The sequence below is a fragment of the Methylobacterium soli genome, from assembly GCF_008806385.1.
Lineage (GTDB): Bacteria > Pseudomonadota > Alphaproteobacteria > Rhizobiales > Beijerinckiaceae > Methylobacterium > Methylobacterium soli.
In genome coordinates this window covers 48,032-73,061 of the sequence record NZ_VZZK01000014.1, presented here as the reverse complement: position 1 = coordinate 73,061, position 25,030 = coordinate 48,032, and the positions used below count along the sequence as shown (strand labels likewise).

Annotated in this window: 25 protein-coding genes; 15 read left to right on the top strand and 10 right to left on the bottom strand. The window is 65.3% G+C overall.

Annotated features, from left to right (window positions below; translation table 11 throughout):
- Window positions 1-4: 4 nt before the first annotated feature.
- From F6X53_RS14925 to F6X53_RS14910, 4 genes are all read left to right on the top strand, one after another.
- Window positions 5-316, top strand: coding sequence for a hypothetical protein (locus F6X53_RS14925; RefSeq protein ID WP_151000998.1), 312 nt, complete (start codon window positions 5-7; stop codon window positions 314-316).
- A 49-nt stretch (window positions 317-365) separates the two neighbouring features.
- The gene (locus tag F6X53_RS14920) at window positions 366-656 is read left to right on the top strand and encodes a hypothetical protein (RefSeq protein ID WP_151000997.1); all 291 of its coding nucleotides are present in this window, start codon (window positions 366-368) and stop codon (window positions 654-656) included.
- Window positions 653-3,316 carry a lytic transglycosylase domain-containing protein gene (locus F6X53_RS14915; RefSeq protein ID WP_191970844.1) on the top strand — a complete coding sequence of 888 codons (2,664 nt, stop codon included), beginning with the start codon at window positions 653-655 and terminating at the stop codon, window positions 3,314-3,316. The genes F6X53_RS14920 and F6X53_RS14915 overlap by 4 nt, the downstream gene beginning before the upstream one ends.
- A 101-nt stretch (window positions 3,317-3,417) precedes the next feature.
- The gene (locus tag F6X53_RS14910; protein ID WP_151000995.1) at window positions 3,418-3,960 is read left to right on the top strand and encodes a tail fiber assembly protein; all 543 of its coding nucleotides are present in this window, start codon (window positions 3,418-3,420) and stop codon (window positions 3,958-3,960) included.
- A 6-nt stretch (window positions 3,961-3,966) separates the two neighbouring features.
- On the opposite strand, the gene F6X53_RS14905 is transcribed toward F6X53_RS14910, so the two are convergent.
- Entirely contained in the window at window positions 3,967-4,176 is a 210-nt protein-coding gene (locus tag F6X53_RS14905) for a helix-turn-helix transcriptional regulator (RefSeq protein WP_151000994.1), read from the bottom strand.
- 304 nt (window positions 4,177-4,480) lie between these two features.
- Between F6X53_RS14905 and F6X53_RS14900 the strand changes: the two genes are divergently transcribed.
- The 6 genes from F6X53_RS14900 (at window position 4,481) to F6X53_RS14870 (ending at window position 7,950) form a co-directional block, all read left to right on the top strand.
- Window positions 4,481-4,708, top strand: coding sequence for a hypothetical protein (locus F6X53_RS14900; RefSeq protein ID WP_151000993.1), 228 nt, complete (start codon window positions 4,481-4,483; stop codon window positions 4,706-4,708).
- A gap of 415 nt (window positions 4,709-5,123) precedes the next feature.
- Window positions 5,124-5,339: a helix-turn-helix transcriptional regulator gene (locus F6X53_RS14890; protein ID WP_151000992.1), complete on the top strand. Its 216-nt coding sequence runs from the start codon at window positions 5,124-5,126 to the stop codon at window positions 5,337-5,339.
- Between the two features lie 112 nt (window positions 5,340-5,451).
- Window positions 5,452-5,856: a hypothetical protein gene (locus F6X53_RS14885; RefSeq protein ID WP_151000991.1), complete on the top strand. Its 405-nt coding sequence runs from the start codon at window positions 5,452-5,454 to the stop codon at window positions 5,854-5,856.
- Window positions 5,853-6,854, top strand: coding sequence for a hypothetical protein (locus tag F6X53_RS14880; protein WP_151000990.1), 1,002 nt, complete (start codon window positions 5,853-5,855; stop codon window positions 6,852-6,854). The genes F6X53_RS14885 and F6X53_RS14880 overlap by 4 nt, the downstream gene beginning before the upstream one ends.
- A 158-nt stretch (window positions 6,855-7,012) precedes the next feature.
- Complete coding sequence (locus F6X53_RS14875; RefSeq protein WP_151000989.1) at window positions 7,013-7,639, top strand: ParA family protein; 627 nt, start codon at window positions 7,013-7,015, stop codon at window positions 7,637-7,639.
- Window positions 7,640-7,644: 5 nt separating this feature from the next.
- Window positions 7,645-7,950, top strand: a complete 306-nt coding sequence (locus F6X53_RS14870; protein WP_151000988.1) for a hypothetical protein — start codon at window positions 7,645-7,647, stop codon at window positions 7,948-7,950.
- A gap of 67 nt (window positions 7,951-8,017) precedes the next feature.
- On the opposite strand, the gene F6X53_RS14865 is transcribed toward F6X53_RS14870, so the two are convergent.
- The 3 genes from F6X53_RS14865 to F6X53_RS14855 form a co-directional block, all read right to left on the bottom strand.
- On the bottom strand, window positions 8,018-10,972 hold the full coding sequence (locus F6X53_RS14865) for a DEAD/DEAH box helicase (protein WP_151000987.1): 2,955 nt from the start codon (window positions 10,970-10,972) through the stop codon (window positions 8,018-8,020).
- A 223-nt stretch (window positions 10,973-11,195) separates the two neighbouring features.
- Window positions 11,196-12,416: a tyrosine-type recombinase/integrase gene (locus F6X53_RS14860; protein WP_151000986.1), complete on the bottom strand. Its 1,221-nt coding sequence runs from the start codon at window positions 12,414-12,416 to the stop codon at window positions 11,196-11,198.
- 658 nt (window positions 12,417-13,074) lie between these two features.
- Window positions 13,075-13,257 carry a hypothetical protein gene (locus tag F6X53_RS14855; protein WP_151000985.1) on the bottom strand — a complete coding sequence of 61 codons (183 nt, stop codon included), beginning with the start codon at window positions 13,255-13,257 and terminating at the stop codon, window positions 13,075-13,077.
- Here F6X53_RS14855 and F6X53_RS14850 point away from each other — a divergent pair.
- The 5 genes from F6X53_RS14850 (at window position 13,256) to F6X53_RS14830 (ending at window position 18,850) form a co-directional block, all read left to right on the top strand.
- The gene (locus F6X53_RS14850) at window positions 13,256-13,738 is read left to right on the top strand and encodes an Hsp20 family protein (RefSeq protein ID WP_151000984.1); all 483 of its coding nucleotides are present in this window, start codon (window positions 13,256-13,258) and stop codon (window positions 13,736-13,738) included. The two genes, F6X53_RS14855 and F6X53_RS14850, sit on opposite strands and share 2 nt — an antisense overlap.
- A 105-nt stretch (window positions 13,739-13,843) precedes the next feature.
- Window positions 13,844-14,344, top strand: coding sequence for a hypothetical protein (locus F6X53_RS14845; RefSeq protein ID WP_373875833.1), 501 nt, complete (start codon window positions 13,844-13,846; stop codon window positions 14,342-14,344).
- Window positions 14,345-14,677: 333 nt separating this feature from the next.
- Window positions 14,678-14,998, top strand: coding sequence for a hypothetical protein (locus F6X53_RS14840; protein WP_306426576.1), 321 nt, complete (start codon window positions 14,678-14,680; stop codon window positions 14,996-14,998).
- Between the two features lie 40 nt (window positions 14,999-15,038).
- Entirely contained in the window at window positions 15,039-16,415 is a 1,377-nt protein-coding gene (locus F6X53_RS14835) for a PepSY-associated TM helix domain-containing protein (RefSeq protein ID WP_151000982.1), read from the top strand.
- Window positions 16,416-16,513: 98 nt separating this feature from the next.
- Complete coding sequence (locus F6X53_RS14830) at window positions 16,514-18,850, top strand: TonB-dependent receptor family protein (RefSeq protein ID WP_151000981.1); 2,337 nt, start codon at window positions 16,514-16,516, stop codon at window positions 18,848-18,850.
- Between the two features lie 30 nt (window positions 18,851-18,880).
- Here F6X53_RS14830 and F6X53_RS14825 read toward each other — a convergent pair whose 3' ends face one another.
- From F6X53_RS14825 to F6X53_RS14800, 6 genes are all read right to left on the bottom strand, one after another.
- A complete protein-coding gene (locus F6X53_RS14825; protein ID WP_151000980.1) occupies window positions 18,881-19,696 on the bottom strand; it encodes an energy transducer TonB family protein in 816 nt (271 codons plus the stop codon).
- Window positions 19,693-20,166, bottom strand: a complete 474-nt coding sequence (gene exbD / locus F6X53_RS14820) for a TonB system transport protein ExbD (protein WP_151000979.1) — start codon at window positions 20,164-20,166, stop codon at window positions 19,693-19,695. Before exbD ends, F6X53_RS14825 begins: the two co-directional genes overlap by 4 nt.
- A 15-nt stretch (window positions 20,167-20,181) precedes the next feature.
- Window positions 20,182-21,090: a tonB-system energizer ExbB gene (exbB, locus tag F6X53_RS14815; protein WP_151000978.1), complete on the bottom strand. Its 909-nt coding sequence runs from the start codon at window positions 21,088-21,090 to the stop codon at window positions 20,182-20,184.
- Window positions 21,087-21,770, bottom strand: a complete 684-nt coding sequence (locus tag F6X53_RS14810) for a Fe2+-dependent dioxygenase (protein WP_151000977.1) — start codon at window positions 21,768-21,770, stop codon at window positions 21,087-21,089. The genes exbB and F6X53_RS14810 overlap by 4 nt, the downstream gene beginning before the upstream one ends.
- Before the next feature lie 3 nt (window positions 21,771-21,773).
- Window positions 21,774-24,140 (bottom strand): TonB-dependent receptor, encoded by a 2,367-nt coding sequence (locus tag F6X53_RS14805; RefSeq protein WP_244965574.1) that lies wholly within the window; start codon window positions 24,138-24,140, stop codon window positions 21,774-21,776.
- A 488-nt stretch (window positions 24,141-24,628) separates the two neighbouring features.
- Window positions 24,629-24,868 carry a hypothetical protein gene (locus tag F6X53_RS14800; RefSeq protein WP_151001065.1) on the bottom strand — a complete coding sequence of 80 codons (240 nt, stop codon included), beginning with the start codon at window positions 24,866-24,868 and terminating at the stop codon, window positions 24,629-24,631.
- Between the last annotated feature and the right edge of the window lie 162 nt (window positions 24,869-25,030).

Sequence of the window (25,030 nt, the reverse complement as noted above, 5' to 3'; positions counted from 1 at the left end):
CAGCATGAACGCAAAACGTGACAACCGTGGCCGATTCGGACCTGGCAACTGCGCAAACCCCAATGGTGGCCCGAAAAAGACGGAGCAAGAGATCGCCACCCAGGCTTGCTTGAAGGAAATCGACGCGGCCACCCCCTTCCTCGTGTCGAGGGCTATCGAGCGCGCCGCCAATGGCGAGCCCGAACTACTGACGCCCGCTTTGGCGGTGCTGGCCGAGATCATGAAGGCCCGCAATCTCGAAACCGAGCAGCGCATGCGGGACGAAGTTCGAATCCTTCACGCCGAGATGACCCGCACCGACGCCACCACTCACTGACACCATTGATACGGCCGCCGCCTCGTGCGAGCGGCCAGAGGCTCCCGCCATGGGCAAATACGACGTACTCCTCAAGTCACTCGGCCTGAAACCGAAGGCCAAGAAACCCCGCGTGGCTCTCCTCGTGAAGTCGCGCACGCCAAAGCCGGAGGAGAAGCCCAAGAAGTGGCTCCCGAGGGACATCAATGAGCTGCGCCCGTTGCTTGATGATGCCGTGATCGGCGGCAAGATCACTGGCACCCACGCTCGTGACATCTGCCATCAGCTCACGGCTGGCAAAAAGCTGCCCGACGATTTGGCTGTCATGCTGCTGGCCGTGCTGGGAGGTGAGCGCGAATGAGCATCAAGATCCCTGTCAGCGCTGAGCTGAACCAGCAGGACGTCACCGCTCAGATCCAGAAGATCGAGGCCGCGCTGAATGACCTCGGGCGCGTGGCTGAGGCCGCCGGCAAGGTCAAGTTCAACCCGATCACCAAGACCACCGTCGACGACGCGCGTCGGATGCGAGCCGAGTTCGAGGCGATCATGCGCCTCGGGCCAGGCCTGAAGCGTGCACTGGAGAATGGCGGCCAGGGCGGGAAGGGCTTCGAGTCGATCGACTGGAGCAAGGTCTGGAGCGACCCCAACCAGCGCGCCTCGCACGCCGCATCGCTGTTGCGTCGCCTCTCCCCTGGATCTGCCGAGATGCTGCGCACCACCGGCGGTGGTTCTGGCAGCAATGGTACGCCCGGCGGGGGCAGCGGTGGCCGTCCTCGCCGTAGCGGCGAGGATGAGGACGAACCGACCCCGGGCACAACCCGGGGCGCATGGCGCCGTGCGGGCGCCAGTGCCGTTGCTGGCGTCGCGGGTGGCGTCGCGAGTCAGGTCGGCGGCTTGGCAGGCGGCGTGACCTCCGGTGCGCTTGCGGGTGGCATGGTGGGCGGTGGGCCGGGCGCGGTGATCGGCGGGGTTACCGGCGCCATCACCAGCCTGCTCGGCTCCGTGGGCGAGGCGCGAGACCTCGCCATCAGCCTGGACACCCTCAAGCGCACCCTCGGCGACATCAACGTCTCATTCGAGGATCTGCAAGGCCGCACCCGCGGTCTGGCGGACGAGTTCAGCTTGACCGATTCCGAGGCCATCGGTCTGACCCGCAGCTACGCCACAATGGCAAACGCGGACAAAAACCTGCCCGGCCTGCAGAACGAGGTGGGCGTAGGCGTCGGGTTCTCTCGCTCGTTCGGCCTGGCTCCTTCGGCTGGCGTCGATTTCTTCGGCCAGATGCGTGGGCTGGGCATCACCAAGAACGCTGACGACAACAAGCGACTGGCTTTGTTGATTGGCGAGAGCGTCGCCAAGGCCGGTGAGCTGCCGCGCATGGCCGACGTGATGGCCGGACTGTCCCGCTACATGGAGAGCACTGCAACCCGCAGCCTAGCCGCGGGAGACGGCTCCGCCTGGCTGTCGAAGTCCGCCGCGCTCTCGGGATCTGGCCTCCCGGGAATGACCCCGGGCACGACCTCGAACATGATCGCCAAGGCCGACGCTGCGGTAAGCCAGGGCGGCATCACCGAGGCTGGCAAGAACTTCATGGTCGGCCAGTTGCAGAAGGAGCTGGGCCTGAACCCGATACAGGCCAATGCACAGCTGGAGGGCGGCCTGTTCGCCACCGGCAAGAGCACCTTCGGCGAAGGCTCAGCCATGGCCTCCTACTACGCCAAGAAGGGCGTCAAGGTACCGGAGGCGGCGAAGTCCACCAGGACGAACATGGAGATCCTGATGGGCGCGCTGGAGCGCCAATACGCCGGCCGGCCGGACCTAATGCTCGACGCGATGAAGAACCAGTTCGGGCTGTCCTCCGCGCAGGCCGCCGCATGGCAGTCCTCCGGCTCTGTGAAGCTCGGGGGCCTTGTTGGCCGATTGGGGCGCCTCGGGATCGACCCGAGCAAGGTGAACTCCACCGGTATCTCCCAGCTTAGCCAGATCGAAGCGGACACCAAGCTGACTGACGCGCAGAAGGACGCGATGGTCAGGGACACCGCCACCAAGAACCAGGAGGACACGGACGGGTCGATCGCCCGCAAGGCATCGATCGACGGTGGCAACGCCATGATCCGCTTGGCGAACGAAGGCCTGCCGATGATCAGCGCGATCCAAGCTGGCGTGCTCAAGATGGCCGGCATCGACCCGCTCGGCCCCGAGAAGGAAGTGCTCAATGCCGAGCACGGTAAGCGCCTGAGTGCCATCGACGCAAAGCAAGGCAAGGAGCGGGATGAGGCTCTGCTCGATTACCAGAACGCCACGCCCTGGGCGAAGCGCGTCACTGGACTGGGCCTCGATGACAACCAGACCCAGCTCAAAGAGCGCTATGAGGCCGCCGATGCGGAGCTGATTGAGGCGCGCAAGGCTGAGAACTCCAGGTACGGCTCGGCGCAGCGCAATCTTGGTACCTCGGCCGGAGCCACTTCCGGCAGTCTTCCCAACGCTGTGAGCGGCGCTACGCCCGACCTGCTGAAGCGTGCCGCCCAGTCAGATGCACTGCACGGGCTCCCGGATGGCACCACCGCCGCCCTGATAATGCAGGAAAGCTCGTTCGACTCTGGTGCGGTGAGCCGTAAGGGCGCCCGGGGCATGTTCCAGATCATGCCGGACAACGTGGCATCGCTGTCGAAACGCGCTGGGCGGCAACTGGACCCGACCAACACCGACGATGCGTTCTACATGTTCAACCAGCTCATGGGAGAGCGGGATCGCAAATACGGGAACGACACCAATAAGAAGCTGCGCAGCTACCATGGCGGTTACGACCAGTCCAAGTGGGGCGCCGAGAACGCCGACTATGTGCCGGCGATTGAGAAGCGCAAGCGCGAGCTGGAAGCCGCCCGGAGCGACCAAATCAACGTGCATGTTCACCAGACCGGTGAGTTCACTTTGCGCGATCCTGGGGGCCAGCAGGTGGCGGTGGCGGACATCCAGACGAGTATTGGGAGCCCACAAGTGAATGGGGGGCAGTCGAGGTAAGCATCGGGCGTCTAGCACGGCGCCGGTGCAAGCCAATCGACGTGACTGGAAAATCAGGGTGTTCGCGGGCCGCAATGGCCCGCTACCACTGAGACGCTACAATGAACATCACCTACACCGACAAGCTGGATGGCATCACTCAGGCCTCCGGCGATGCAACACTCACCTTCAAGACCATCGAGCCCTGCGAACTACAGATTGACGCTGTGAGCACCGGGACCACCGGTACCTTGTCCGTGTTGTTTGTGACGCCCGGCCTGAGCACTCCGAAGGCCTTCGTCGATGAGCGCGGCCTGCCTGTGATCATCAACTTGGCGAGACCCTACCCGGCCATTCTGTCCAACTTAATGGTGCAGTCACTGGTGCTCCGTCCCGAAGGTTTGGCTGCTGACCAGACCGTCAGCGTGAGCGTGGTGCGCACGATCGGCGACGGCGCTATTCAGCTGCTCAACGCCAAGCTGCTGGAGGCCACCGTGGAGATCAACGCCTTGGAAGATCTGATCGCGCTGGGCGCTGGTAGCGCTGATCAGGCCAGCCACCTGACGGAGTGGCGGACCTATCGCCTCCTAATCTGCCGACTGTTCAAGGCTGGCGTAAGCGATGCCACTGTGTGGCCACCGAAGCCGGCCCTGAAGCGGGTCTGATCATCCTTATCGCCGGTACTGGTTCGTGCCGGCGACCGTTCTCGCTTCCTCCCATTCGATCACCGCCTCGACCGGGTAAACGATTCGACCGCCGATTTTCACGTACTTCGGCCCAGTCGACTGTGAGCGCCAGTTAGCCATGGTCCTGACCGAAACGCGACTCTCCCACCGCTTCATCAGCTCGTTGGCCGTGAAGAAGATCTTGCCTGCCTGCATTGTGGTGGTGCTCCGGTTGCTGAGGTGAGTCCGCCGTGTGTTCCGTGGCGTGGAATGATGTTTGACGATGCCAGACGCGCGCCGCAAGACGCTGGTAGACACGCAGATGTTCAATCTGGTCGTCAGTCGTGGGTAAACGTCGGAACTACTGACATAAAATTTTTTCGGGATTGGTCTCGGGCGCAGGTCGGGCGCAGTCTTGCTGAGCGCACCAGGTGGCGATACATCCGGCGGCGGAGGACACCACATGCACTACCTGGACCAGGACATCTTCTAAACGGCCTTCTGCCGTTTGGAGACGAAGTTGAGCTACAAGAACGCTCGCGATCGCTTGCCCTGTGGGCGGCTGAGAAGCCGGCGACGCCACGGGGTGCCGTACATGCACAAAGCGCCTTGGCTGTGGCGAAACCTCATGCAGACACGGCCAGCTCGGCGCCGTGATGCCCTGGCTTGCCGCAAGGTGCTGCTGGGCGCCGACGCCGACAGTTTGGTGTTCGAACTCGCCCGCAAGCCGCACCTGTACTACTGGTGATCTTACGCCCTCGTGCCGCTCGACCGGTGCGGGGGCGCTTTCATTTCCTCACCTCGGCCAGGCAGCTCGACCGCATGCCGCTGTCCTGGATCGCGTAGCACCCGCTGGGCTCCCGGTGCGCCCTGGCCAAGCAGTAGGCGCGCGCATCGGCATCGCTGACTCCGTAACAACTCCCAGCATCAGCCGCATTCCCGCCCGTTACCACGAAGTAGCTGAGGATCACGCCAAGAGCAGCCCTGTGGATAGTGCGCCCGAACTCATTTTTTCTCACAGCTAAGTCCTTTGCTTGACTCCATTTTTCATTATTGACCACCAGACTGGCTGCAGATTTCTTCGCTGTAGCACTTGCAAGGTGGTGAAAAGGACGCTGGACGCGACTCACGGACCTACTCGACAGGTCCGCTGGAGATCCGCGATGTCACGCAAGTTTCTGACGCCTGCCCAACTCTCTGCCCGCTGGAGCAACACCATCAGCCCCCGCACTCTGGCGAACTGGCGATCCGTTGGGAAAGGACCGCGCTTCACCAAGATCGGTGGCCGGGTCGTGTACGAGGAGAGCGAAATCGAGAAATGGGAGCAGGAACGCAGTGTGCAGAGCACCTGGGAGTACAACAAGTTGCAGGAGGAATGATCCCTCAGCGCAACAAGTTGCGCATTAACCCGTAACAAGTGACAACGCGTGATGTAACAAGTTGCGCGACAGTCGTGACTTCAACCTTCGCATGTCGTATGCGGAGGCTGATATGTCCAAGACCCGAAAACGCCCGTCACGCGCTGCACAGCAGGCCACTTACCGAGACCGCCTGGCCACTCAAGGGCAGGTCCAGGTCACCGTCAACATCAGCAATAAATCCGCGCAGCTCATGCGCTCTCTGGCTGTCACTCATGGGCAGACGCAGGGGCGCGTGGTCGAGGCTGGGATCCTGGCCGCAGCGAAGCGCTTGGTCGAGCTTGGAAACATCCACGTCGAGGCGCACGGGGGATCCCCTGCGCTGACCCGCCCCGTTGTGGCTCTGGCTGATCTGGAAAGCCAGCTCGATGAGATCGAGCACAGTTACGATCTGGAGGGCGACGAGCCGCCACTCATGCGCGCCTCCGAGGCTCGTGCGATCGCCCTCAACCTTGTTGGCTTGGAGATGCGGGCATGAGCGCCGTCGCCGAGCTGCCCCGGGCCGACGGGGTCGAGTACATCGAGCTGGTGTCTGGCCTGCTGCACTTCCGCTGCGAAAGGCTCAACGGAACCATGTCTACGGCGAACTGTGCCGGTCGGGCCGCGATCGCTGAGAGGGAGAAGGCTGAGGGCAGGTATTCCTCCTGCCTGTTCTGCCCGATTGGAATGGTTCACAGCGGTAGGGAGCATCCTCTGAGGATTCTTCGCCAAGCCGCCGCTGCAGCTGGAGCGACGCGTGAAGTGATTGGAGCGGCTGACACTCCCGCATGCTGCCCTCGGTGCGGCCGCGGAGCGTTCCGCATCGTTCACTCGGCCGGCGTGTGCGTCTCCTGTTACAACCGAGAGCGCGAGGCTCGCATCGGCCGGAACGCCAAGGGTAAAGCGCCGATCACGTTCAAGCCTCTGCGCACCTGGCGTGTAGGGATCGTTCTCAACGGCGAGCGGACTTACGCATTGGTGCACGGCGTGCAGAGTGAATCCGAGGCGATCAAGCGGCTGATCAAGAAGTACGATGGTGCCCTCGGCTTCCACGATGAGCAGCCCGGCACGGTGGCGTGGGACGCAGACGCCAACCGCTTCGAGTATCGAACAGCCGCAGGTGAGGTGCTCCTGGAGGTCGAGTACGACGGGCTGCTCTCCTACATGCCGGTTGCCGAGCTGCACCCAGGCGAGGTGCCAGCCCAGCCGCGCGCGGCCACCATGCGCATGACCGTTCATGAAGCGGCCAATTGGTTGAAGGCGGCGAACGAGGAGGACGACACGCTGAAGACTACCTGGCGCGCGCAGAGCATCGTCTGCCGGGCATGCGGAGTGAGCCAGGTGCATGCCAGGCAGCTATCTGGTCATGTCGAGGCTCGGTGCCCGGCCTGCGAGGACAGCACTGCGCTAAAACAGCAGCCTCGACGTGCACCTGGTGCGGCTCCCCGAGCGTATGCGCTGCAACGGCGGAGCGCAGTGGCCGACTTCAACTACTAACCTCCGGCGCTGCCAGATAATCACTCTGGCGGCGCATCTTATTGCAATAGTTGATCAAATTTGAGTAGCATGCAGCAATCTTGCAGGCAGCCTGCAAGTATACGGCAGCATGCTCAGAGCTTGCTGCAATCTATCAGCATGCAAGAGATCGCACGCGTATGGCTGCAGTGGTGGCGTTTGTAAGTCAGAAGGGCGGTGTGGGGAAATCGACATTGAGCCGAGCGTTCGCCCGGGAGGCAGCTGCAGGTGGCCTATCGGTGAAGCTGGCCGACCTGGACCTGCAGCAGGGTACCAGCCTCGATTGGGGCCGGGTGAGGCTCCAGGCAGGCATCGAGCCGCGGATCAGCGTGGAGGCCTTCGCTACAGCCGCGCAGGCTCTTGCGGTGGCCGATCGGTTCGACGTGCTGATCCTGGATGGGCCGGCGCGCACCAGCGAAGCAACCTTGGCGATCGCGCGGGCAGCAGACCTGGTAGTCCAGCCTACCGGTCCGTCGCTGGATGACCTGAAGCCGGCCGTTCGCGAGTTCCATGCGCTGGTGAAAGCCGGGATCCCCAAGGAGCGGCTGGTGTTTGCACTCAACAGGATCGGGACCGACGCCGAGGAGGCTGATGCACGGGCCTACCTGGAGCAGGCGGGCTACGCCGTGCTGGCAGGCTGTCTTGTGGAGCGTCCTGCTTACCGGCACGCGCAGAACCTCGGCCAAGCCGTCACCGAGACGCGGTATGCACGACTCCGCGAGCGCGCAGACGTCCTGATCCAAAATCTCATTGACCGAATCGGGTGACCACCATGGCAGATCTATCCAACCTGAAGAAGCGCTCCACTCTGGGAGCCCCCCCAAGCCCCGACGAGGCGTCCGAGAACCTCAGCGCGCCCGAACTGGCTCCAGCTTCCGTCCCTGATGCGGCACAGCCTCGCCAGCGTCGCGACGGCCGCTCTGCACGCCGCACAAACCGGACGCTGCCGTTCAGCACCCGGGTCTCGCCCGAGTTCGATGACCGGCTTCGCGATGTGGCCGAGAGGGACGGGCTGATGCTGTGCGAGTTGCTGGAGAGGGCCCTGGAGTCGTACGAGCGCGAGCGAGCGCCGAAGTGACCGGGGATCACGTGAAGTGCATGCTTTCAGCCGCTCTCATGAGGTAGCCTTATTTCACCGCTGCCGCTCAAAAGTTCGCCCACACGCCCAATTCGGAGTGCCCAGCACGCACTAGGTGGGCATCAGCCGCGGCTAGAACCTCTCCAAGCTTCTGCTCAAGGTCCTTCTGTGAAATGCCGGGCTGAACTATGACCATCTCGAACCGCACTGGCCTGGCGGAAGAAAGTGCTCTCATTGCTGCCTCGTCGCCTCGTATGAACTGCGCCATGCCTGTTCCTCGCGCAAACCGCGCCGAAAGGCGCTCAATGAGGCGCTCAAGATCACACCAGATTATTCCCTTAACAGCCTGCCCACATACTTCGTAGACATCGTCGACCCGATTGCCTGCGGCCGAACCACTCGATCCCTTACAGTGATAGAACGTAACCCCAACACCACCATCAGTGGTCCGAGCAATCGTAACAAAATCAGCTGTTTCGCCGCTCCCGTGATCCCAGTAAACAACATCGTGCTCCGCTACGTTAAGCGCGCGCGTCAGATATCCCTGGATCGAAGTTGGCTGGGCGGCGTCTTTTGCGAATTCAAGATTTATGTCAATACCCTCGGCAATCCAATCAATTGCCTTTATGCGTGAAGCATCGAAAGGAATAACATCGCCTCTTGGCGAAGCAAAGTGTTCTTCACCGCACAATCTTGACCAATCATCTAACATTAAATGCAGTGGGTTATCATTCAGATAGTCTGTCAGATCCTCACTGTTGCGACCCCAGCTAAGTTCAACGGTGGGGTCGTCACCACTCGCATATGAAAAGTGAGCATCCTGGTCCAAGCTAAATACGATCTTTGTTTGTAGACCGTGCCCTTCAAGACGTAAGAGAGCACCACGCTCATTAGAACTCTCGACGACTAAGTCGAATTCGGGGAGAGAGACGGACTTGTTCTTTTCCCCAAAAGCATAATTGGCCATCGGTGGGTCTATATAAATATCTTTGTCCCATTCAGCGAACAGAATTCGCGACGGGATCTGAGCTACCGGCTCACCCATTGCCAATAGATCGAGTTTGCTGCCCGTCACTGCGGCGCCGTTATCTTCAATTTTCCGCGCCAGACTCTGACACCAAGTAAGAAGTTCGAGCAACGAAAGTGAGGTGTTGCTCCATATCTTAGAGGCGCTGCTGAGCCCAATTGTTACATCAATTCCGTTTTCAACGGCGCTGCCGAAACAATGGCCCCGATGAAACAAACGTGAGTCCTCTGGACGAATTGCTTCATCTGCCCTTGAGCCCGTTATCATACGATAGGATTCGGTAAGGCTGGATTGTTGCCGATTTCGCATTCCAACATTGTAAAAGCGCGCATTCTGCAGTTCCTTCAATGCGCGGTTTAGAGATGATAGCCCGAGGATTTTCGGATCATAGCCTACAAGATCCCGCACAATGCGGCGATAGAGTCCATCTGACCTTTTTGACGCACAGACAAATAATAATTTTGCTGACGCGTCGTAATAGAGGACAAACAGGTCAAATCTTACATCGGTCAGCCTGTCATCCGTCGACCATGGCACCTTTGTTGTCTTACGCGTGACATAGATACTCGAATTTGTCGATTCACTAATTCTGCCAAAGACTTGCTCTCTGTCGAATCCGAACGACGGTGTGGTCCGTATATCGAACTCCTCTCGCAGGCGAAAAATCTTAACGTGGGCGTAAGGGGACAGGGTGTAAAGAGAAAGGTCGGATAGAGCGGCAATCGTAGACGCTTCAGAATCAAAACTTTCTAAGGTTTCCCTTAGAGCAAGTTCCCGCTGGACTCGTGCTTCACTGAGATTTGGAATGATCTCTGCCCATACGGCGCCGGCTGCATACAGCTTCTCTGCCTCTACTTTTACACTGGAGCGGCTTGCGATGAACGTAGCCTGGCCGAGATTTTCTCCCGCTGTGCGTGCGAAGCGCCCGATGAATTGGAGTGTGACCGCCAACGACCGGTGAGGAGCGTGGACGGCTGCTATCTTGAGGCGTGGCATGTCAAAGCCCTCGCCCAACATGTTCACACAAATGACGCCATCAAGATCGTTTTCTGAGAGGCGTGTGAGCACCTTCTTGACATGGCCAAGAGATTGTCCGCCGTGTACAAGCTTAAGCTTAAGACCCGTTTTTTCTGCGTAGATTTTTTCGAGGGCTGCGGCTCTTGCTCGGCTATCTGTGCGAACCATTAGGAGGTGTGTGAAGCCCGCTGAGCGATCAGCTTGAAATTTTTTCTCAGCGGCACGTGCGATTGCAATATCTTCGTCGTTTTCGTCATTCTCAGAAAGTGGTAATAGATCTACTGGCTGGTACTCAATATGCCCGAAGACGTGGTCACGGTATGCGCTTTTCAAATCGTAAGTGTAAACAAAGCGGCCTTTGATCTCTCGATCGTCCCGGCGAAACGGCGTTGCTGTAAATAAGACCTTCTTTGCCTCTGGAAAAAATCCCAGTGTCATGGCCCATGTTATTGCTGGGCTGTGATGAGCTTCGTCGACGAGGACGACGTCGAATAAGTCGGCTGGCGGGGCGGCGACCTCATTGAGGTTCGGACTCACACTCGGAACGGTGGCGACAACGACATCGAAGTCGCGCATTTCTGACCAACTGTCCGCGTCGATTACCCGTTTAGCGGCGGTCATCACTCGCGGAAGTTCTATATCATCGGGGACAGCTCCGAGTCGCTTGAGGACGCCGAGAGTTTTAAAATCCTCAGCAATCTGCTCGCGGACTAATCGGCTTGGGGTGAGAACGAGCACCCGGGTAGCGCGCAACAATAGTGCGCTTGCTTGTAGCACTGCTGTCTTCCCGGAGCCTGTAGGCATAGTGACGATTGCAGGCTCGGAAAGACGGCTGAAATGAGCACCAACAGCGAATAACGCTCCTCGTTGTGCATCCCGGAAGCCTGGTGCGTCACCGTGCGCGAGCGGGAACCGCAGCTTTGAGTAATTCTCGGCGAAGTACGACAAGCCCACCCCCCTTTTCCGGACATACATCATTTTGGCTTGTCCTTAGCCCATGGGCCGGCAGTTCGCACTCTGTGTGGGCTGCAGCCCTGCGCTCGTGCACTGAAAGATTTCTCGTGGCGCGCCCGCTCTGGCAGAAATTGGCCAGAGGTTCACAATGCCGCCTTGCGCAACAAGCCATATATGACGCTTGTCCGAGCTGTGAACCGCCGGGATTAAGCCTAGCGCGTGATGTTTGTGCGCCGGAGCTGCATAGTTAGGCTGCGGCGTGTATAAGGTTTCTCTCGACTTTCACCGCCGGATGGGACGTGGAATACGCGGTCCAAACCTCCATCAGCGTCCGCCGCTTCTCGAACAGGTCGCCGCGGCGGTAGGCAGCCTCGACGCGGTTCTCGATGGTGTGGGCCAGAGCCATCTCGACCACTTCAGACGGGAAGTGGGTGCACTCAGCTGCCCAATCCCGGAAGGTGCTCCGGAAACCGTGCGGCACAAAATGGCCGAGGGCGGCGTCACGCATGACCTTGACCATGGCCATGTTGCTGAATGGCCGACCCAGACGCCAGCCGGGGAACACCCAGACATCGTCATGACCGCGCTGCAGCTCCAGCACGGCGAGCATCGCTTCGGTAAGCGGTACCCGATGCGGCTTGCCCGCCTTCATGCGCTGACCCGGTATCGTCCAGACACGAGCCTTCAGGTCGAACTCCGACCAGGTGGCGTGCAACACCTCCGTCGAGCGGCGGGCGGTGAGGATAGTGAACCGTAGCGCCCTCGCGGCACCGCTACGCTTGGTCTCCAGCAGGCGCACGAACGCCGGTACCTCATCCCAAGGCATAGCCGGCCTGTGAGTGACTGCGCGGGCCTTGGAGCGCCGTGGTAGCAGCTTGTCGAGGTGACCACGCCAGAGGGCTGGGTTCTCACCCGAGCGGTATCCCTGAGCCTTGGCGGCATCGAGCACCAACTCGATCCGGTTGCGGACGCGTGAAGCGGTCTCGGTCTTGCTCATCCAGATCGGCTTCAGGATGGCCAGCACGTCGGCCGTGGTCACCTCCTGGACGGGCTTCGAGCCGATCACCGGGTAGGCATAGGTCGCCAGCGTGTTCGGCCACTGCTGCCGATGCTTCTCGTTCTTCCACCCCAAGCTGTGCGCCGAGATGTACTCCTTGGCGCATTCCTCAAAGGTCCACGTCTTGGCCACAACGAGCCGCTGCGCCTCTTCCTCAGCCTGCTTGGCGGCCAATGGGTCGACCCGTTGGACCAGTTGTGCCCGCAGCGCAGCCGAGGCGTCCCTGGCGGCTTTGAGGCTGACGGCAGGATACGACCCCAAGCCCATCTCGCGACGTTGCTGGCCGAAGCGATACCGCAGCACCCACTTTCGGCTGGCCCCTTTCCCAACCACCAGGCGGAGGCCGTCACCGTCCTCGTATTTGCCCGGCTCCTTCAGATTCTCAATCAGCTTCGCAGTCAGCTTACCCATGTCGTCTTCCTGGTTCGGTCCCCCCGCCAGTCCCCCCAGCAGCCCCCAGAAGGCGGGAGCGCAGGGTGGATGGCTCTGGAGGACCAGAATGCCAAAACATGAGTAGTTGCAGAGGCTTAATCGCGTGAAATGGACGGCTCTAGCGTGATCCGCCACGGACTCCGTCTCCGCCACTCGGCCCTGTAAAACCCTGCAGATGCAGGGTTTTTTCGTTTCTGGGGCTGCCAGCCCTCTCCTCGATGTTCGGTCCTGGCTTCTCGATGGCACGGGTTTGCGGGCAATCGAAGGACCCGGCGGAGCTTGCGTTGGCGATGGCCGCCGGACGCGTGAGACCAATCAGAATCGTCATGCGGCGTGCGACGTGATCGGCGCCGAGGAAGTCGGCCTGATTCCGGACCGCCGGGCTCGGGCGCGGGGACCCACCAAGCCCGCCCACATTCGCGGGCCTGGACATCGCGCGGGCTTGGACATCGCGCGGGCCTGGACATCGCGCGGGCCTCGATCCAGCAGTGAACCTCGGCATTGTAGGCACCCGGCAACGCCCCGCTGTCGCGTCAGCCTGCGCCGGATCCAGGCTCGGGTGGACCGGCCCTGGACGAGGAGAGAGGGCGGACCTACACGCGGCCGAAACCCAGTCCGTTCCAGCCCTCAGGGCGTTTCAGATCGCGGCCCGATCAATCTGCCGCCCCTTCGCCATCAACGGATGTTTGACGCTCTGGAACCAGATCCGGTCCGGCGCGTTACGCGCGTGCGAGGCCCGAAACGGCTCGCGGAGATGGGCGCCGGCTCTCACCGTCCGGCGTCCCTCGTCATCACGTTGCTCAACGGAGGATGTGGTCATGAGGACTTACGACGTTTCCCCCCTGTTCCGTTCCTCGGTCGGCTTCGACCGGCTTCTCGACCTGCTCGCGCAGGCTGACCGGGTCGAGCCCTCCGCCACCTGGCCGCCCTACAACATCGAGAAGGTGGCCGACGACCAGTACCGCATCAGCATGGCGGTGGCCGGGTTCACCCCCGACGAGATCGAACTCACCCAGCACGACACCGCGCTCCTGATCACCGGCCAGCGGAGGGGCCAGGAGGGTGAGCGCCAGTACCTGCATCGCGGGATCGCGGCGCGGACCTTCCGCCAGACCTTCAACCTCGCCGACCACGTGAAGGTCGTGGGCGCCGCGCTGGAGAACGGCCTGCTGACCGTCGAACTCAAGCGCGAAGTGCCCGAGGCCCTGAAGCCGCGCCGCATCGCGGTCGCGGGCGCACGGGCCGGCGGCGGGCAGGATCACGGGCCTGTCCAGATCGAGGGCGAGGCCAAGGCCGCCTGAGCCCGCACGCAACCGGCTGCTGACCCGACACCCTTCAGGGGCCTCGCGGCCCGCGAGGGACACCCCTTCTCATGCCCTGCCGCGCGCTTTCAGGGAGGATGATCCGTGTCGATGATGGAGACGCACCTTTCCCATACCGGCCCCATGAACCCGCCCGCCACACGACCGGCCTCGTTCGAGGCGTGGCAGGCGCTCGTCGCGCCCGGCGACGTGTTCCGCCATCCGCGGGAGGTGCTGGCGCACCCCCTGCTGTCCCGAGCGGAGAAGCGCACGATCCTGGCGTCCTGGGCCTCGGACGCCTGCGCCCTTGAAAACGGACCCGCCTTGCGCTGCCTGATCGGGTGCAAGGCCGAGCCGGTCTGCGTCGATGCCGTGCTGGCCGCCCTGGTCGAGCTCGACCGGGATTCCCTTGGCTCGCCAAACGCGTGTCCGGCCACGCGGGCCTTGCCTCGGCGCCGCCCGCACCGGTTCTCGACCCTGCGCGGTTTCCGACGCCCCGGACGCCGGAACGATGACGATGATCCGCCGCCTTGTCCCGCCACGAGGATGCCGCGGCCCCGGACGCCCCCGAGTGCTGCCGCACGCGCCCTCTGCATCCCGGCCTAGCGGCCGGGAGGGCGCCGCCGGATTGACGGCGCCCGGGCTCGCTCCGGCATGCCCGCCGCCCGGAGGCTCTTCAGCCCGAAGGCCATCGGCTTGGCGTGGACGATGGGGGCTCGCCGCTCGCGGATCGCGAGGCTCAGCTCGTACGCTCCTGGATTCCGGGAGACGCGGCCTTCACCCCCGCGATGGTCTCCTGAATGCCACGCCCAGGGCTCCTCTCGGATCCCGCAGCCGGGAAACAACTCTCGATGGATTGACCGAACGTTTCGCTGAACCTTAAGTGCGAGGATGCGCGGGTGCCTGCCTCGGACGGTTCAAGGCCGCGCGATCATCGGGGTGGTCGCGCTCTACGCGCTGTTGCTGCAGGCCTTTCTCGGCGGCCTTGCCCCGGTGACGCCCGTGCCGGTCGGTGGCGTGATCTGCGCCGAGCATGACGGTTCGAGCCTGCCGGACCGCCATGGGCCGGCCTGTCACCATCACGCCTGCTGCACGGCCGCGCAGGCCGCGAAGGTCCTCGACCCGCTCCTGTCCACGTCCGCGAGCGTGCAATGGGTCCCCATCCGGGTGGCCTCATTCCTGTGGCGCGACGCCGGACCGGTCCAGGCGCGGGCGCCGCCCGGGCAATCCGTCAGCCCACGAGGTCCGCCCATCGTCTGATCGATCCGCCTTTCCGATCGCTCAGACCCGGACCTCCCCCATGTCTCACTCCCTCCAGGGCGACGCGACGGCGTTCGGCGCCGTCGCGGTCGCGCGCCCGGCGCAGGACGCCGTCTACCGCGCCGTCTGGCGCTGGCACTTCTATGCCGGCCTGCTCTGCCTGCTCTTCCTGATCCTGCTCTCCGTCACCGGCTCGCTCTACCTGTTCAAGGACGAGATCAACCCCACGGCCTTCGCCGACCGGACGATTGTGGCGCGTGAGGCCAGCCGGCCCCTCAGCCCGGATGTGCTGCTGTTCAACGCCTCCGAGGCCGTGCCGAGCGCCGTGCCGGTCTCGCTGGCCGACCCGGCCGACGCGACCGCCGCGGCCGTGGTGACGATGGCCGAGGGGCCGCGCAGGATCCTCGTCTACCTGAACCCGTATAACGGCGACGTGCTCGACCGGGTCGACCGCGACGGCGAGTTCATGATGGTGGTGCGGCGCCTGCACAGCCTCGCGTATTTCGGGCCGATCGCGAACGGCGTCATCGAGGTCGTCGCCGGCTTCGCCATCATCCTGGTGGTCACCGGAACCTACCTCTGGTGGCCGCGCCAGCAGGGCGGCGGCGTCGTGAGCGTGCGCGGCACGCCGCGCCGGCGGATCTGGTGGCGCGATCTCCACGCGGTCACGGGCCTGATGGCCGGGGCCGGCCTCCTCTTCCTCGCCTCGACCGGCCTGCCCTGGTCGGTCTGGTGGGGCCAGCACCTGCGGACTTGGTCGAACGAGGCCGGCCTCGGGCAGCCGCGCGCGCTCTGGGCCAGCAAGCCGGTCTCGAACCTGCCGATGCGGGAGATGCTGACCACCACCGGGTGGGCGATGGTGGATGCGCCCGTCCCGGTCTCGCGGCCGAGCACGGCGGCCGCCATCGGGCTCGCGCGCGCGGTCGAGATCCTGCGCGGCCTCGGGATGCCGCCGGGCTTCGAGATCTCCCTGCCCGTCGGCGAGGCCGGCGTCTACGCGGCGGCGGCCTATCCGAAGGACGTCGCCGGACAGCGGATGATCTCGCTCGACCAATATACCGGCAAGCCCCTCGTCGACGTGCGCTTCGGCGACCTCGGCGGTGTCGCCCGGGCGGTCCAGTACGGCATCGGCATCCACAAGGGCGAGCATTGGGGCCGGATCAACCAGCTCGCGATGCTGGCCTTCTGCCTCGCCACCCTCCTGCTCTCGGTCACGGCCGCGGTGATGTGGTGGAAGCGCCGCCCGGCCGGGCGCCTCGGCGTGCCGCCCTGGCCGCGGAACCGGCGCGTCGCCGCGACGGTGACGGGACTCGTGCTCGGTCTCGGCGCGCTGTTCCCGCTGACCGGCCTCGTCATCCTGGGCATGGTCCTCCTCGACCTCGCCCTTCAGACCTTGCGCCCGCGCCCGGCCGGCTGACCGCGCGGCCCGGGGCCGAACGCGCCCCGTTCCCGCACCCATCCCCTTCCCGGTCGCAGCGGCCGCGCCCGCCTGCACCCATCCGGCGAGTCACCGTCATGTCCCATTGCCGTCACGGCCTCCGGATCCGAGCCTTGAGCCTGTGCCTAGCCGCCAGCCCGCTGGCCATTGCCGCCGCCCAGGCCCAGGGCGGCAACCAGAGCGTCGCCCTGGAGGAGATCTCCGTCACCTCGGAGGGCAACGGCGCCCCCGGGGGCACGCCGATTTCCGCCTCCGGCGCGGCGCGGGCCGGCCTGCCGCCCGTCGCCGCCCCGACGCCGCTGGACAAGCCCGTCGGCGAGGTCGTCACCTCGATCGGGCGCGAGGGCGTCATCGACAATCGCGCCGCCACGACCGTCGCCGACATCCTGCGCAACAGCCCCGGCGTGACCGTGCGGCAGGGCAACGGGCCGCGCGACATCGTGGTCTCGATCCGCGGCAACAATGCCCGCGCCACCGGCGTGTCGCGCAACTTCATCGTGCTGGAGGACGGCTTCCCCGTGACCCAGGCCGACGGCTCCTCGCGCTTCGACCTCGTCGACCCGCGCGCCTATTCCCGCATCGACGTGTTCCGGGGGCCGCAATCGCCGTTCTTCGGCAATTACGCGACGGGCGGCGCGCTGAACTTCGTCACCCGGCGCGGCTCGGAGATCAACGGCGTCGAGTACGGCGTCGATGCCGGCAGCTTCGGCTACCTCAACAATTACGCCACCTTCGGCGGGGTCAGCGGGCCCTTCGAGTACAGCCTGTTCACCAGCGACACGCGCGGCAACGGCTTCCTCAGCCACAACTCGTTCAACACCCAGACCATCAACTTCCTGGGCACCTACGCGCCGACGCCGGATGACCGCTTCACGCTGAAGATCATCAACAACCAGGTCTTCGCCGAGCTGCCGGGCCGCAGCTCGCTCAACCAGTTCTACCTCAACCCGTTCCAGCGCGGCTGCGCCTCGGCCGCCTCGGCCGCACCCGGCTGCGTGCTCAACAGCCTGCTCCTCAACGGCCGGAACGGCGCCACCGTGCCGGTCACGGCCGACGAGGGCGCCTTCCTGCGCGGCGACCGGCGCACCATCGTGGGCGGGCGCTGGGAGCACGATTTCGACGCCTTCACGACCTGGCGCACGCAGCTCGTGTTCGACGATCGGCAGATCAACCAGCCCTTCTATACCAGCTCCGCCCGCGGCGACTTTCCGGGCTTCAACGTCCTCACCGACGTGACCCGGCGCGGCGACCTGTTCGGCCTGCCGGCGACCGGCTACGTCGCGCTCGCTTACAACACCCTCGACAGCAACAGCCTGACCTATAACCGCGCCCCCTACGGTGGCGCGCGGCTCGGCGCGCTGACCGCCAACCTCGAGGCGACGCAGGCCAACCTCGGCGGGCGCGCCCGCGTCGAGCTGCAACTCACCGAGCAATGGATCGCGGTAGCGGGCATCAGCGCCGAGAACACGACAATCCAGGGCCGCAACATCACCTACGGATTCCCGGCGGCCGGCGGCGTCACCACCACGCTCGCCAATATCGACCGCAGCTTCCTCAACGTCGCGCCGGAGCTCTCGCTGCTCTACCGGCCCGATGCCGCCTGGCAGTTCCGGGGCCGCGTGGCGACCGGCTACGCCACGCCCTCGGCCTCGAACCTCACGGTCACGTCGGCGGGCGTGCCGGGCAATAACGGGCAGCTGCAGACGCAGGAGAATCTGGGCTTCGACGTCGGGGCCGACTGGACCCCGCTGCCCGGGGTGCGCTTCAGCGTGACCGGCTTCTACGAGTTCTTCCGCAACGAGCTCGTCACGCAATCGCCCGGCGCCGGCCTCCTGAGCTACACCTTCAACGCGCCGGCCTCCGAGCATCGCGGCGTCGAGGTCGGGGCGGATTGGGCCTTCGCGCCGGGCTGGCGGGCGACCGCCGCCTACACCTTCGACGACCAGATCTACACCCGATACGTGGAGCAGCTCAGCAACGGCAGCCTGACCCGCGCGTTCAACCGGGCCGGCAACCACATCCCGGGCGTGCCGGCCAACCAGCTTCTCGCGCGGATCGGCTACGAGCAGGCCACCGGCCCCCTGGCGGGCCTCGGCGGATACGTCGAAACGGTGTTCCAGGACGATTTCTTCATCGACAACGCCAACCTGTTGAAGGCGCCGGGCTACGCCATCGTGAACCTGAATCTCCACTACACGACGGAGCTCGTCGGCTACGCCAAGCGGCTGAACCTGTTCTTCGAAGCGCGGAACATCTTCGACAAGACCTACGTGGCCTCGGCGCAGAACCTCGCGAACTCGATCAGCGCGAGCACTGGCCTGCAGAACGGCGCGAGCGTCCTGGCCACCACCAGCGGCTCGATCTTCGCGGGCGCCCCGCGCAACTTCGTCGGCGGCATGCGGCTGGCGTTCTGAGATCGGCCATGGCCCCGGCAGGCCTCGGCCTCACCTTTGTTTCGATCGGAACACCACCGGGATCGTGAAGGTCAGCCCCTCGTCCGCCACGAGGGGGGGCGGCTGGGGCACGGGGTCGGAGCGCTTCATCATCGCCAGGGCAGCGCCGTCGAGGCCTGGGTCGCCCGAGCCCTGCAGCACCGTCGCGGAGACGACATGCCCCAGCCGGTCGAGCACGAAGGACAGCGTTACCTGTCCGGTCACGTGCTTGGCGCCGCCCGGATAGCGCTTGTTCCGGTCGAGGTGAGCCAGGAGCTGCCTCTGCCAGGTGGTCCGCACGCGCTGCGCGCTCGCGCCGGTCCCCAGGACGGGGGCGGTCGAGCGCGCAGCCTCCTTCATCGTCTCGGAGGTGGGTGTGGCCGCGGCCTCCGAGGCGACCGATTCCGCCGACGGATTCGCTTCGACCGCCTTGACCTTGGGCTCCTCCTCGCGCGGCGTGCGCGTCGCCTCGGGCGCGACGATCCGGTCCGGATCCTCCGTCTCGGTCGGAACCGCCTTCGGCAGCTCGGTCGGATCCGCCACGGCCTTCTGCTGGACGACGGCCGGCGAAGCGGCGGCATCGTCCGCTTCCGGGCCCGGCGGCAGATCCGTGGGCTCGCGCCGCGGCGCCGTCATGTCGAGCCCGATCTCCAGCGCCGTCGCGCCGAGCGCGTCGGCCTCCTCGGGCGACTCATCATCGATGGCCAGGACGAGACCGCCCGCGTGCAGCAGGAGGACCAGGGCGGCCGCGGCGATCCAGAGCGGCCAGGCCAGGCCGGCCGGCCCCACGGGAACGATTTCGGCCGCGCGCGCGTCGGCGCCGGTCATGGTTTCACGGGCGGCAGGGCCTGCGCGCCGCGTACAGCCTCGCCGGGCGGTCCTTCGAGCGCCACGAGGGCGACCTTGAGGTAGCCGCCGGCCCGCAGGATCTCCAGCACCTCCATCAGCTCGCCGTACGGGACGGCGCGGTCGGCCCGCAGGAAGATGCGTCGGTCCCGGCTCGGATCCGCCTGCGCGTCGAGCGTCCGGGCGAGATCGACCCGCCTGACCGGGGTCTCCCCGATCGCGACCGCGAGGTCGGCCTTGATCGTCACGTAGGTCGGCTTGTCCGGCTTCTTCTGCGGGACCGCCGACGAGGAGGGCAGATCGATCGGAAGGTCGACGGTGGAGAGCGGCGCGGCGATCATGAAGATGATCAGCAGCACCAGCATCACGTCGATGAACGGCGTCACGTTGATCTCGTGCGCCTCGCCGAACTCGTCGTCGTCATCCTCGCTGCCGCCCAGGGCCATCGCCATCGCGCGCGCTCCCGCTCACTCGGCCGCGCGGGGCAGCGATACCGGCCGGCGATACGCGCCTCGGTCGAGATCCCGCGACAGCAGGCGCAATGCGGCGCCCGCGGCCCGCTGCACGAGGTCGCCATAGGCGCGCGTCGCCCGGGCGAAGTGGTTGTAGACGATGACCGCCGGGATCGCGGCCGCGAGGCCGATGGCGGTGGCGAGCAGCGCCTCGGCGATGCCCGGGGCCACGACGGCGAGATTGGTGGTCTGCGCCTTCGAGATGCCGATGAAGCTGTTCATGATGCCCCAGACGGTGCCGAACAGGCCGACGAACGGCGAGATCGCCCCGATCGTCGCGAGCGCGCCCATCCCGCGCCGGACGACCCGGCCCTCGGCCTTGACGAGCTCCGCGCAGCGCGAGGCGGCCCGCTCCTTGACCCCCTCCGGCGTGCCCTCCGAGATCCGCATCTCGTCGGTGGCGGCCGCGACAAGCCGGTCGGCCACGCTCCGCCCCCGCCCGAGCGCCTGTCCGGCCTCGGCCAATGTCGCCGCACCGCCGAGGCGCGCCAGCGCCCGCCCGAGCGCCCGCCTGGCGAGGCCGAGCTCGATCGACTTGGCGAGCAGGATCGTCCAGGTGAGGACCGAGGCGAGCGCCAGCCCGGTCATCACGGCCTTCACCAGGAGGTCGGCGTTCAGGAACATCGTCCAGGGCGACAGGTCGTGCCCGCCCGCGCTGATCGCCCGCGTCGCCGCCTGGACCGCGCTCGGCGGGGCCGCCGCCGGATCGGCGGGCTCCGGGCTCCGCGCTTGCGGCGGCGCCGGGGCGGTGACCTCGGTCGGCCTCGGCTCGGCCGGTTCGGCCCGCGGCGCCCCCGTCCGGGCCGCGAGCGCGGCCAGGAGGAGGACAAGGGCGGCGAGGAAGGGCCGTCGCAATCGGGTCATAGCTCGGCCCAGGTCCGGATCATGTTGTGGTAGATGCCCGTGAGCCGGACCACCTCGGGGTGGTCGCGGCCGAGCGTGGGCACGAGCGCCTGGATCGTCGCATCGAGATCGTAGATCAGGCTGCGCGTCTGCGGGCTGCGGATCATGCTCTGCAGCCAGAAGAACGAGGCGACCCGCGTCCCGCGCGTCACCGGCGTCACCATGTGGAGGCTGGAGGCCGGGTAGAGCACGAGGTCGCCCGCCGGCAGCTTGACCGTGTGCGAGCCGTAATAATCCTCGGCGACCAACTCGCCGCCGTCATACTCGTCGGGTTCCGCCAGGAACAGCGTCACCGACAGGTCGGTGCGGATGCGCAGGCCGGTCGCCGGATCGCCCCGCACCGCGTTGTCGACATGGACGCCGAAATGGTGGCCCGCGCCGTAGCGGTTGAACAGCGGCGGGAAGATCTGGAGCGGGATCGCGGCCGCGACGAACAGGGGGTTGGCGAGCAGCGCCTGGACGATCCGGCCGCCGAGGCGGCGCGCCACCTCGCCGTCCGGGGGCAATTGCTCGTTGCGCTTGACGAGGGCGGATTGGGCGCCGGCCGTCGAGCGGCCGTCCTCCCACGCCGCCCCGTCCATCACCGCCCGGAAGTCAGCGACCTCCGCCTTGCTCAACACCTCCGGGATGCAGACCAGCATCGCTCAGAACCGGGTCTGAGCGATGAGGGTGATCGTCCGGCCCGGCTGGACGAGGGTGAACGGCGCGTTGCTCTGGTAGAGGGCGTCGTAGATGCGCCGGTCCGTCAGGTTGGAGCCGTAGAGCTTCACCGTCAGGCTCTCGTTGACCTTCGCTTCCAGGAAGGCGTCGAAGCGCCAGTAGGACGGCAGCACGTTGGCGTTGGCCGCGAGGGTCCCGCCCGCGACGCGCGAGTTGTTCACGGCCTGGGCGCCGAGTTCGAGCCACGGGGTGAGCTTGTACTTCGCCAGCATGCTGAAGGAGCGGTTGGCGATGTTGGCCAGGCGGTTGCCGATCACGGCCGGGTTGGCCGATCGCGTCACCCGCGTGTCCATGATGACGTAGCCGCCGAAGAGGCTGAGCTTGTCGGTGACCTTCCCGGCCAGTTCGAGGTCGATGCCCTGAACCCGGTAGGCGCCGGACGCGGTGATCACCGCGGCGTTGCCGCTGCCGATCGTCTCGCGCGCATTCGCCTTCGTGGTGTTGAACAGGGCGGCCGTGGCCAGCAGGCGGCGGTCGAACAGCTCGGTCTTGACGCCGATCTCGTCGGCGGTGTTCTGCTCCGGGGGCAGGATCTGGTTGCCCGCGAAGGTCGGGTTGAGGCCGCCATAGAGGGAGCTGGAGGCATCGAGCTCGGCGCCCACCGGGTTCGACGACGTCGCGTGCGCCACGTAGACGCTCGCGTTCGGCAACGGCTTGAGGGTCAGGCCGATATTGTAGTTCAGGTTGCCGGAATGCGCGGAGACGGATCCGGTGTTGTTGGATGAGCTGATCGTGTAATCGTCGAAGCGCACGCCGCCGTTGAGCAGGACGAGATCATCGAAGTTCATCGTCTCGATGAGATAGCCGGCCTTGGTATCGACCGGGACGACGGTCGGGTTGCCGGCCTTGCGCGGAAGCGTCGAGAATTGCAGCAGGTTGGGCGGGTTGAGGATGTTGACGCCCAGGAAGCTGCCGGTCCCGTTGAAGTTGGCGGAGAACAGCTCCGAGGTGAGGCCGGTATAGCCCTGGCGGCTGACCTGCTCGCGGCTGAACTCGGTGCCGAGCACGAGGTCGTGCTTGATCGGGCCCGTGTAGAACCGGAACGTGGCGTCCGTGACGTTGGCGGTCACGTCGACCGTCTGGTAGCGGCTCTGCGGATTGAGGTTGAGCGTGGTGCCGAAGAGATTGCCGTTGCCCGGGAACACCGGGTTTTCCGGTAGGGTGCCGACATAATCGAGCACCGAATGCGCGGCGCGGAACCGGTTGCGTACCGTGACCCAGTCGGCGGGCGTCCACTCGGCCGTGAGCGTGCCGGTGTCCTGCTGGACGCGGTTGAAGTCGCGGTTGACGAAGCCGTAATAGGTGTTGCGCGGGACGATGCTCTCCGTGAAGGGACGGCGCGCCTGGACGTTGAAGGGCACGCCGAAATCCGGCAGCCCGCTGAGCGCCGTGTGGATGTAGTTGGCGGTGAACTTCCAGTCGTCGGCGGGCTTCAGCGTGATGGCGATCGCGCCGCCGTCGCGGTCGTCGGTCACGTATCTGCGGCCCGCGACGTTCGAGTCCTGGTAGAGACCGCCGAGACGGATCGCCAGGGCCGGGCTGATGACCTGGTTGACGTCGAAGGTGAGGCGGCGCCTGTTGTCGGTGCCGAACTGCTCCTCGGACTTGTAGAAGTTCCCCGCGGTGGTGGCTTCCTTGGTGACGATGTTGAGGGCGCCGCCCGCCGTGCCGCGCCCGGCGAAGGTCGAGGCCGGCCCGCGCAGGATCTCGATCTGCTCGGTGAAGAAGTTCTCCCGGATGCTGACCGAGGGATCGCGGATGCCGTCGATGAAGACGTCGTTGCGCGCATCGAAGCCGCGGATGAAGAAGCGGTCGCCGAAGGCGTTGCCGCCCTCGCCGGAGCCGAGAGTCACGCCCGCCGTCGAGCGCAGGACATCGCGCAGGCTGGTGGCGTTCTTGTCCTCGATGACCGCCCGCGTCACCACCGTGATGGTCTTGGGGGTGTCGAGGATCGGCTGCGTGAAGCGCGGCGAGGCGAGGCGTTCCGCCTGATAGGGCGAGGCCGGGTTGGCGTAGGGGTCGCCGCTGATGTCGCCGCGCGCGAGGATCGGGAGCGCGGCGGCGCTGGGCGCGCCGGCCGCCGGGGCGGCGACGGGCGGAGCCGTCACCCGGCGGGCCTGCGCGGTGCGCCGGAGGGCGGTCCGGGCCTTGACCTGTGCCTGGCTCGCCTTCGGGGCGGGCGGGCGCGGCCGCGCGATGGGCGCGTCGACGTTGACCGGCGGCAACGCGGATGCCGGCCCCTGCTGCGCATCCGCGCTGCCGACCGAGCCGACCGCCATCGCGCAGGCCATACCGACTGCGTTTTTCGGGTCTGCCAGCCTCGATGGATAGTTATGCGCAGCATTGCGCAATGACCGCGGAATATGAATGCGGTTCTGCACGACAATTGCTCCCCGGGCCGTTTGATCCAACAAGCAGATCGGCTCTGAGACGGCTAGAATATGATTCATTCCCGCGGTCAATATGCTGGAATGACAAGATTACTACCGTGGGTTGTGTAAATTGCAGTGTCTATTTATTATCAATCCAATGTAGAACTGGAATTATTTCAATTCAGGCGTCATGCCGGCCTGCGATGCCGAAAATATCGAACGAGAACAACGATCTATCGGATGCCGCGAGGGAGGCCGGCGCATTTATCGCGGATGCCGGGCGGCGCCGTCCCGCAGTTGCCCTGCGGCCACAGGGCTCAGGTATTGCCCTGACCTGGGGATGACGGACCCGACCTCATCCGTCGCAACGGGGGTCGCAGGGGCGCGCGGCCCTGCGCCCGGTGGGATCAGTCCTGGCTCGGCGGCTTCATCAGCGAGAAGAGTTCATCGATGGCGTGCAGGGCCGTCGCGCGGACGACCCGCTCGTCCGTCGCGCCGGTGATCCGGATGCCGTTGGTCACGGCGCGGATCTCATCGCGGAAGGATGTGAGAAACCCGACCGGGTCGCGCTCCTCGCCCGCCAATCGAGCGATCACGCCCGTCAGCAGAATCTGCAGACCGAGGATGCGCCCGTTGAGTTCGTCCATCGTTCCGTTCCTTCTTGCGTCGACGGGCGCGACCAGCCGATCGGACGGCGCGCCGAGCGGTGTCGTCACGGTCGAGAGGGGCTGCCGCCCGGTCAGGCGCGGGATCCCGCCGATCGAGACGGGTCGCGCCGCGCCAGCGAAGGCCGACGATTCCCCCGCCCC

Excerpts from the sequence above, each read along its gene's own strand:
- F6X53_RS14925 (WP_151000998.1), top strand. The coding sequence starts at position 5 with ATGAACGCAAAACGTGACAACCGTGGCCGATTCGGACCTGGCAACTGC.
- F6X53_RS14920 (WP_151000997.1), top strand. The coding sequence starts at position 366 with ATGGGCAAATACGACGTACTCCTCAAGTCACTCGGCCTGAAACCGAAG.
- F6X53_RS14915 (WP_191970844.1), top strand. The coding sequence starts at position 653 with ATGAGCATCAAGATCCCTGTCAGCGCTGAGCTGAACCAGCAGGACGTC.
- F6X53_RS14910 (WP_151000995.1), top strand. The coding sequence starts at position 3,418 with ATGAACATCACCTACACCGACAAGCTGGATGGCATCACTCAGGCCTCC.
- F6X53_RS14905 (WP_151000994.1), bottom strand. The coding sequence starts at position 4,176 with ATGCAGGCAGGCAAGATCTTCTTCACGGCCAACGAGCTGATGAAGCGG.
- F6X53_RS14890 (WP_151000992.1), top strand. The coding sequence starts at position 5,124 with ATGTCACGCAAGTTTCTGACGCCTGCCCAACTCTCTGCCCGCTGGAGC.
- F6X53_RS14885 (WP_151000991.1), top strand. The coding sequence starts at position 5,452 with ATGTCCAAGACCCGAAAACGCCCGTCACGCGCTGCACAGCAGGCCACT.
- F6X53_RS14880 (WP_151000990.1), top strand. The coding sequence starts at position 5,853 with ATGAGCGCCGTCGCCGAGCTGCCCCGGGCCGACGGGGTCGAGTACATC.
- F6X53_RS14875 (WP_151000989.1), top strand. The coding sequence starts at position 7,013 with ATGGCTGCAGTGGTGGCGTTTGTAAGTCAGAAGGGCGGTGTGGGGAAA.
- F6X53_RS14870 (WP_151000988.1), top strand. The coding sequence starts at position 7,645 with ATGGCAGATCTATCCAACCTGAAGAAGCGCTCCACTCTGGGAGCCCCC.
- F6X53_RS14865 (WP_151000987.1), bottom strand. The coding sequence starts at position 10,972 with ATGATGTATGTCCGGAAAAGGGGGGTGGGCTTGTCGTACTTCGCCGAG.
- F6X53_RS14860 (WP_151000986.1), bottom strand. The coding sequence starts at position 12,416 with ATGGGTAAGCTGACTGCGAAGCTGATTGAGAATCTGAAGGAGCCGGGC.
- F6X53_RS14850 (WP_151000984.1), top strand. The coding sequence starts at position 13,256 with ATGAGGACTTACGACGTTTCCCCCCTGTTCCGTTCCTCGGTCGGCTTC.
- F6X53_RS14855 (WP_151000985.1), bottom strand. The coding sequence starts at position 13,257 with ATGACCACATCCTCCGTTGAGCAACGTGATGACGAGGGACGCCGGACG.
- F6X53_RS14835 (WP_151000982.1), top strand. The coding sequence starts at position 15,039 with ATGTCTCACTCCCTCCAGGGCGACGCGACGGCGTTCGGCGCCGTCGCG.
- F6X53_RS14830 (WP_151000981.1), top strand. The coding sequence starts at position 16,514 with ATGTCCCATTGCCGTCACGGCCTCCGGATCCGAGCCTTGAGCCTGTGC.
- F6X53_RS14825 (WP_151000980.1), bottom strand. The coding sequence starts at position 19,696 with ATGACCGGCGCCGACGCGCGCGCGGCCGAAATCGTTCCCGTGGGGCCG.
- exbD (WP_151000979.1), bottom strand. The coding sequence starts at position 20,166 with ATGGCGATGGCCCTGGGCGGCAGCGAGGATGACGACGACGAGTTCGGC.
- exbB (WP_151000978.1), bottom strand. The coding sequence starts at position 21,090 with ATGACCCGATTGCGACGGCCCTTCCTCGCCGCCCTTGTCCTCCTCCTG.
- F6X53_RS14810 (WP_151000977.1), bottom strand. The coding sequence starts at position 21,770 with ATGCTGGTCTGCATCCCGGAGGTGTTGAGCAAGGCGGAGGTCGCTGAC.
- F6X53_RS14805 (WP_244965574.1), bottom strand. The coding sequence starts at position 24,140 with ATGGCCTGCGCGATGGCGGTCGGCTCGGTCGGCAGCGCGGATGCGCAG.
- F6X53_RS14800 (WP_151001065.1), bottom strand. The coding sequence starts at position 24,868 with ATGGACGAACTCAACGGGCGCATCCTCGGTCTGCAGATTCTGCTGACG.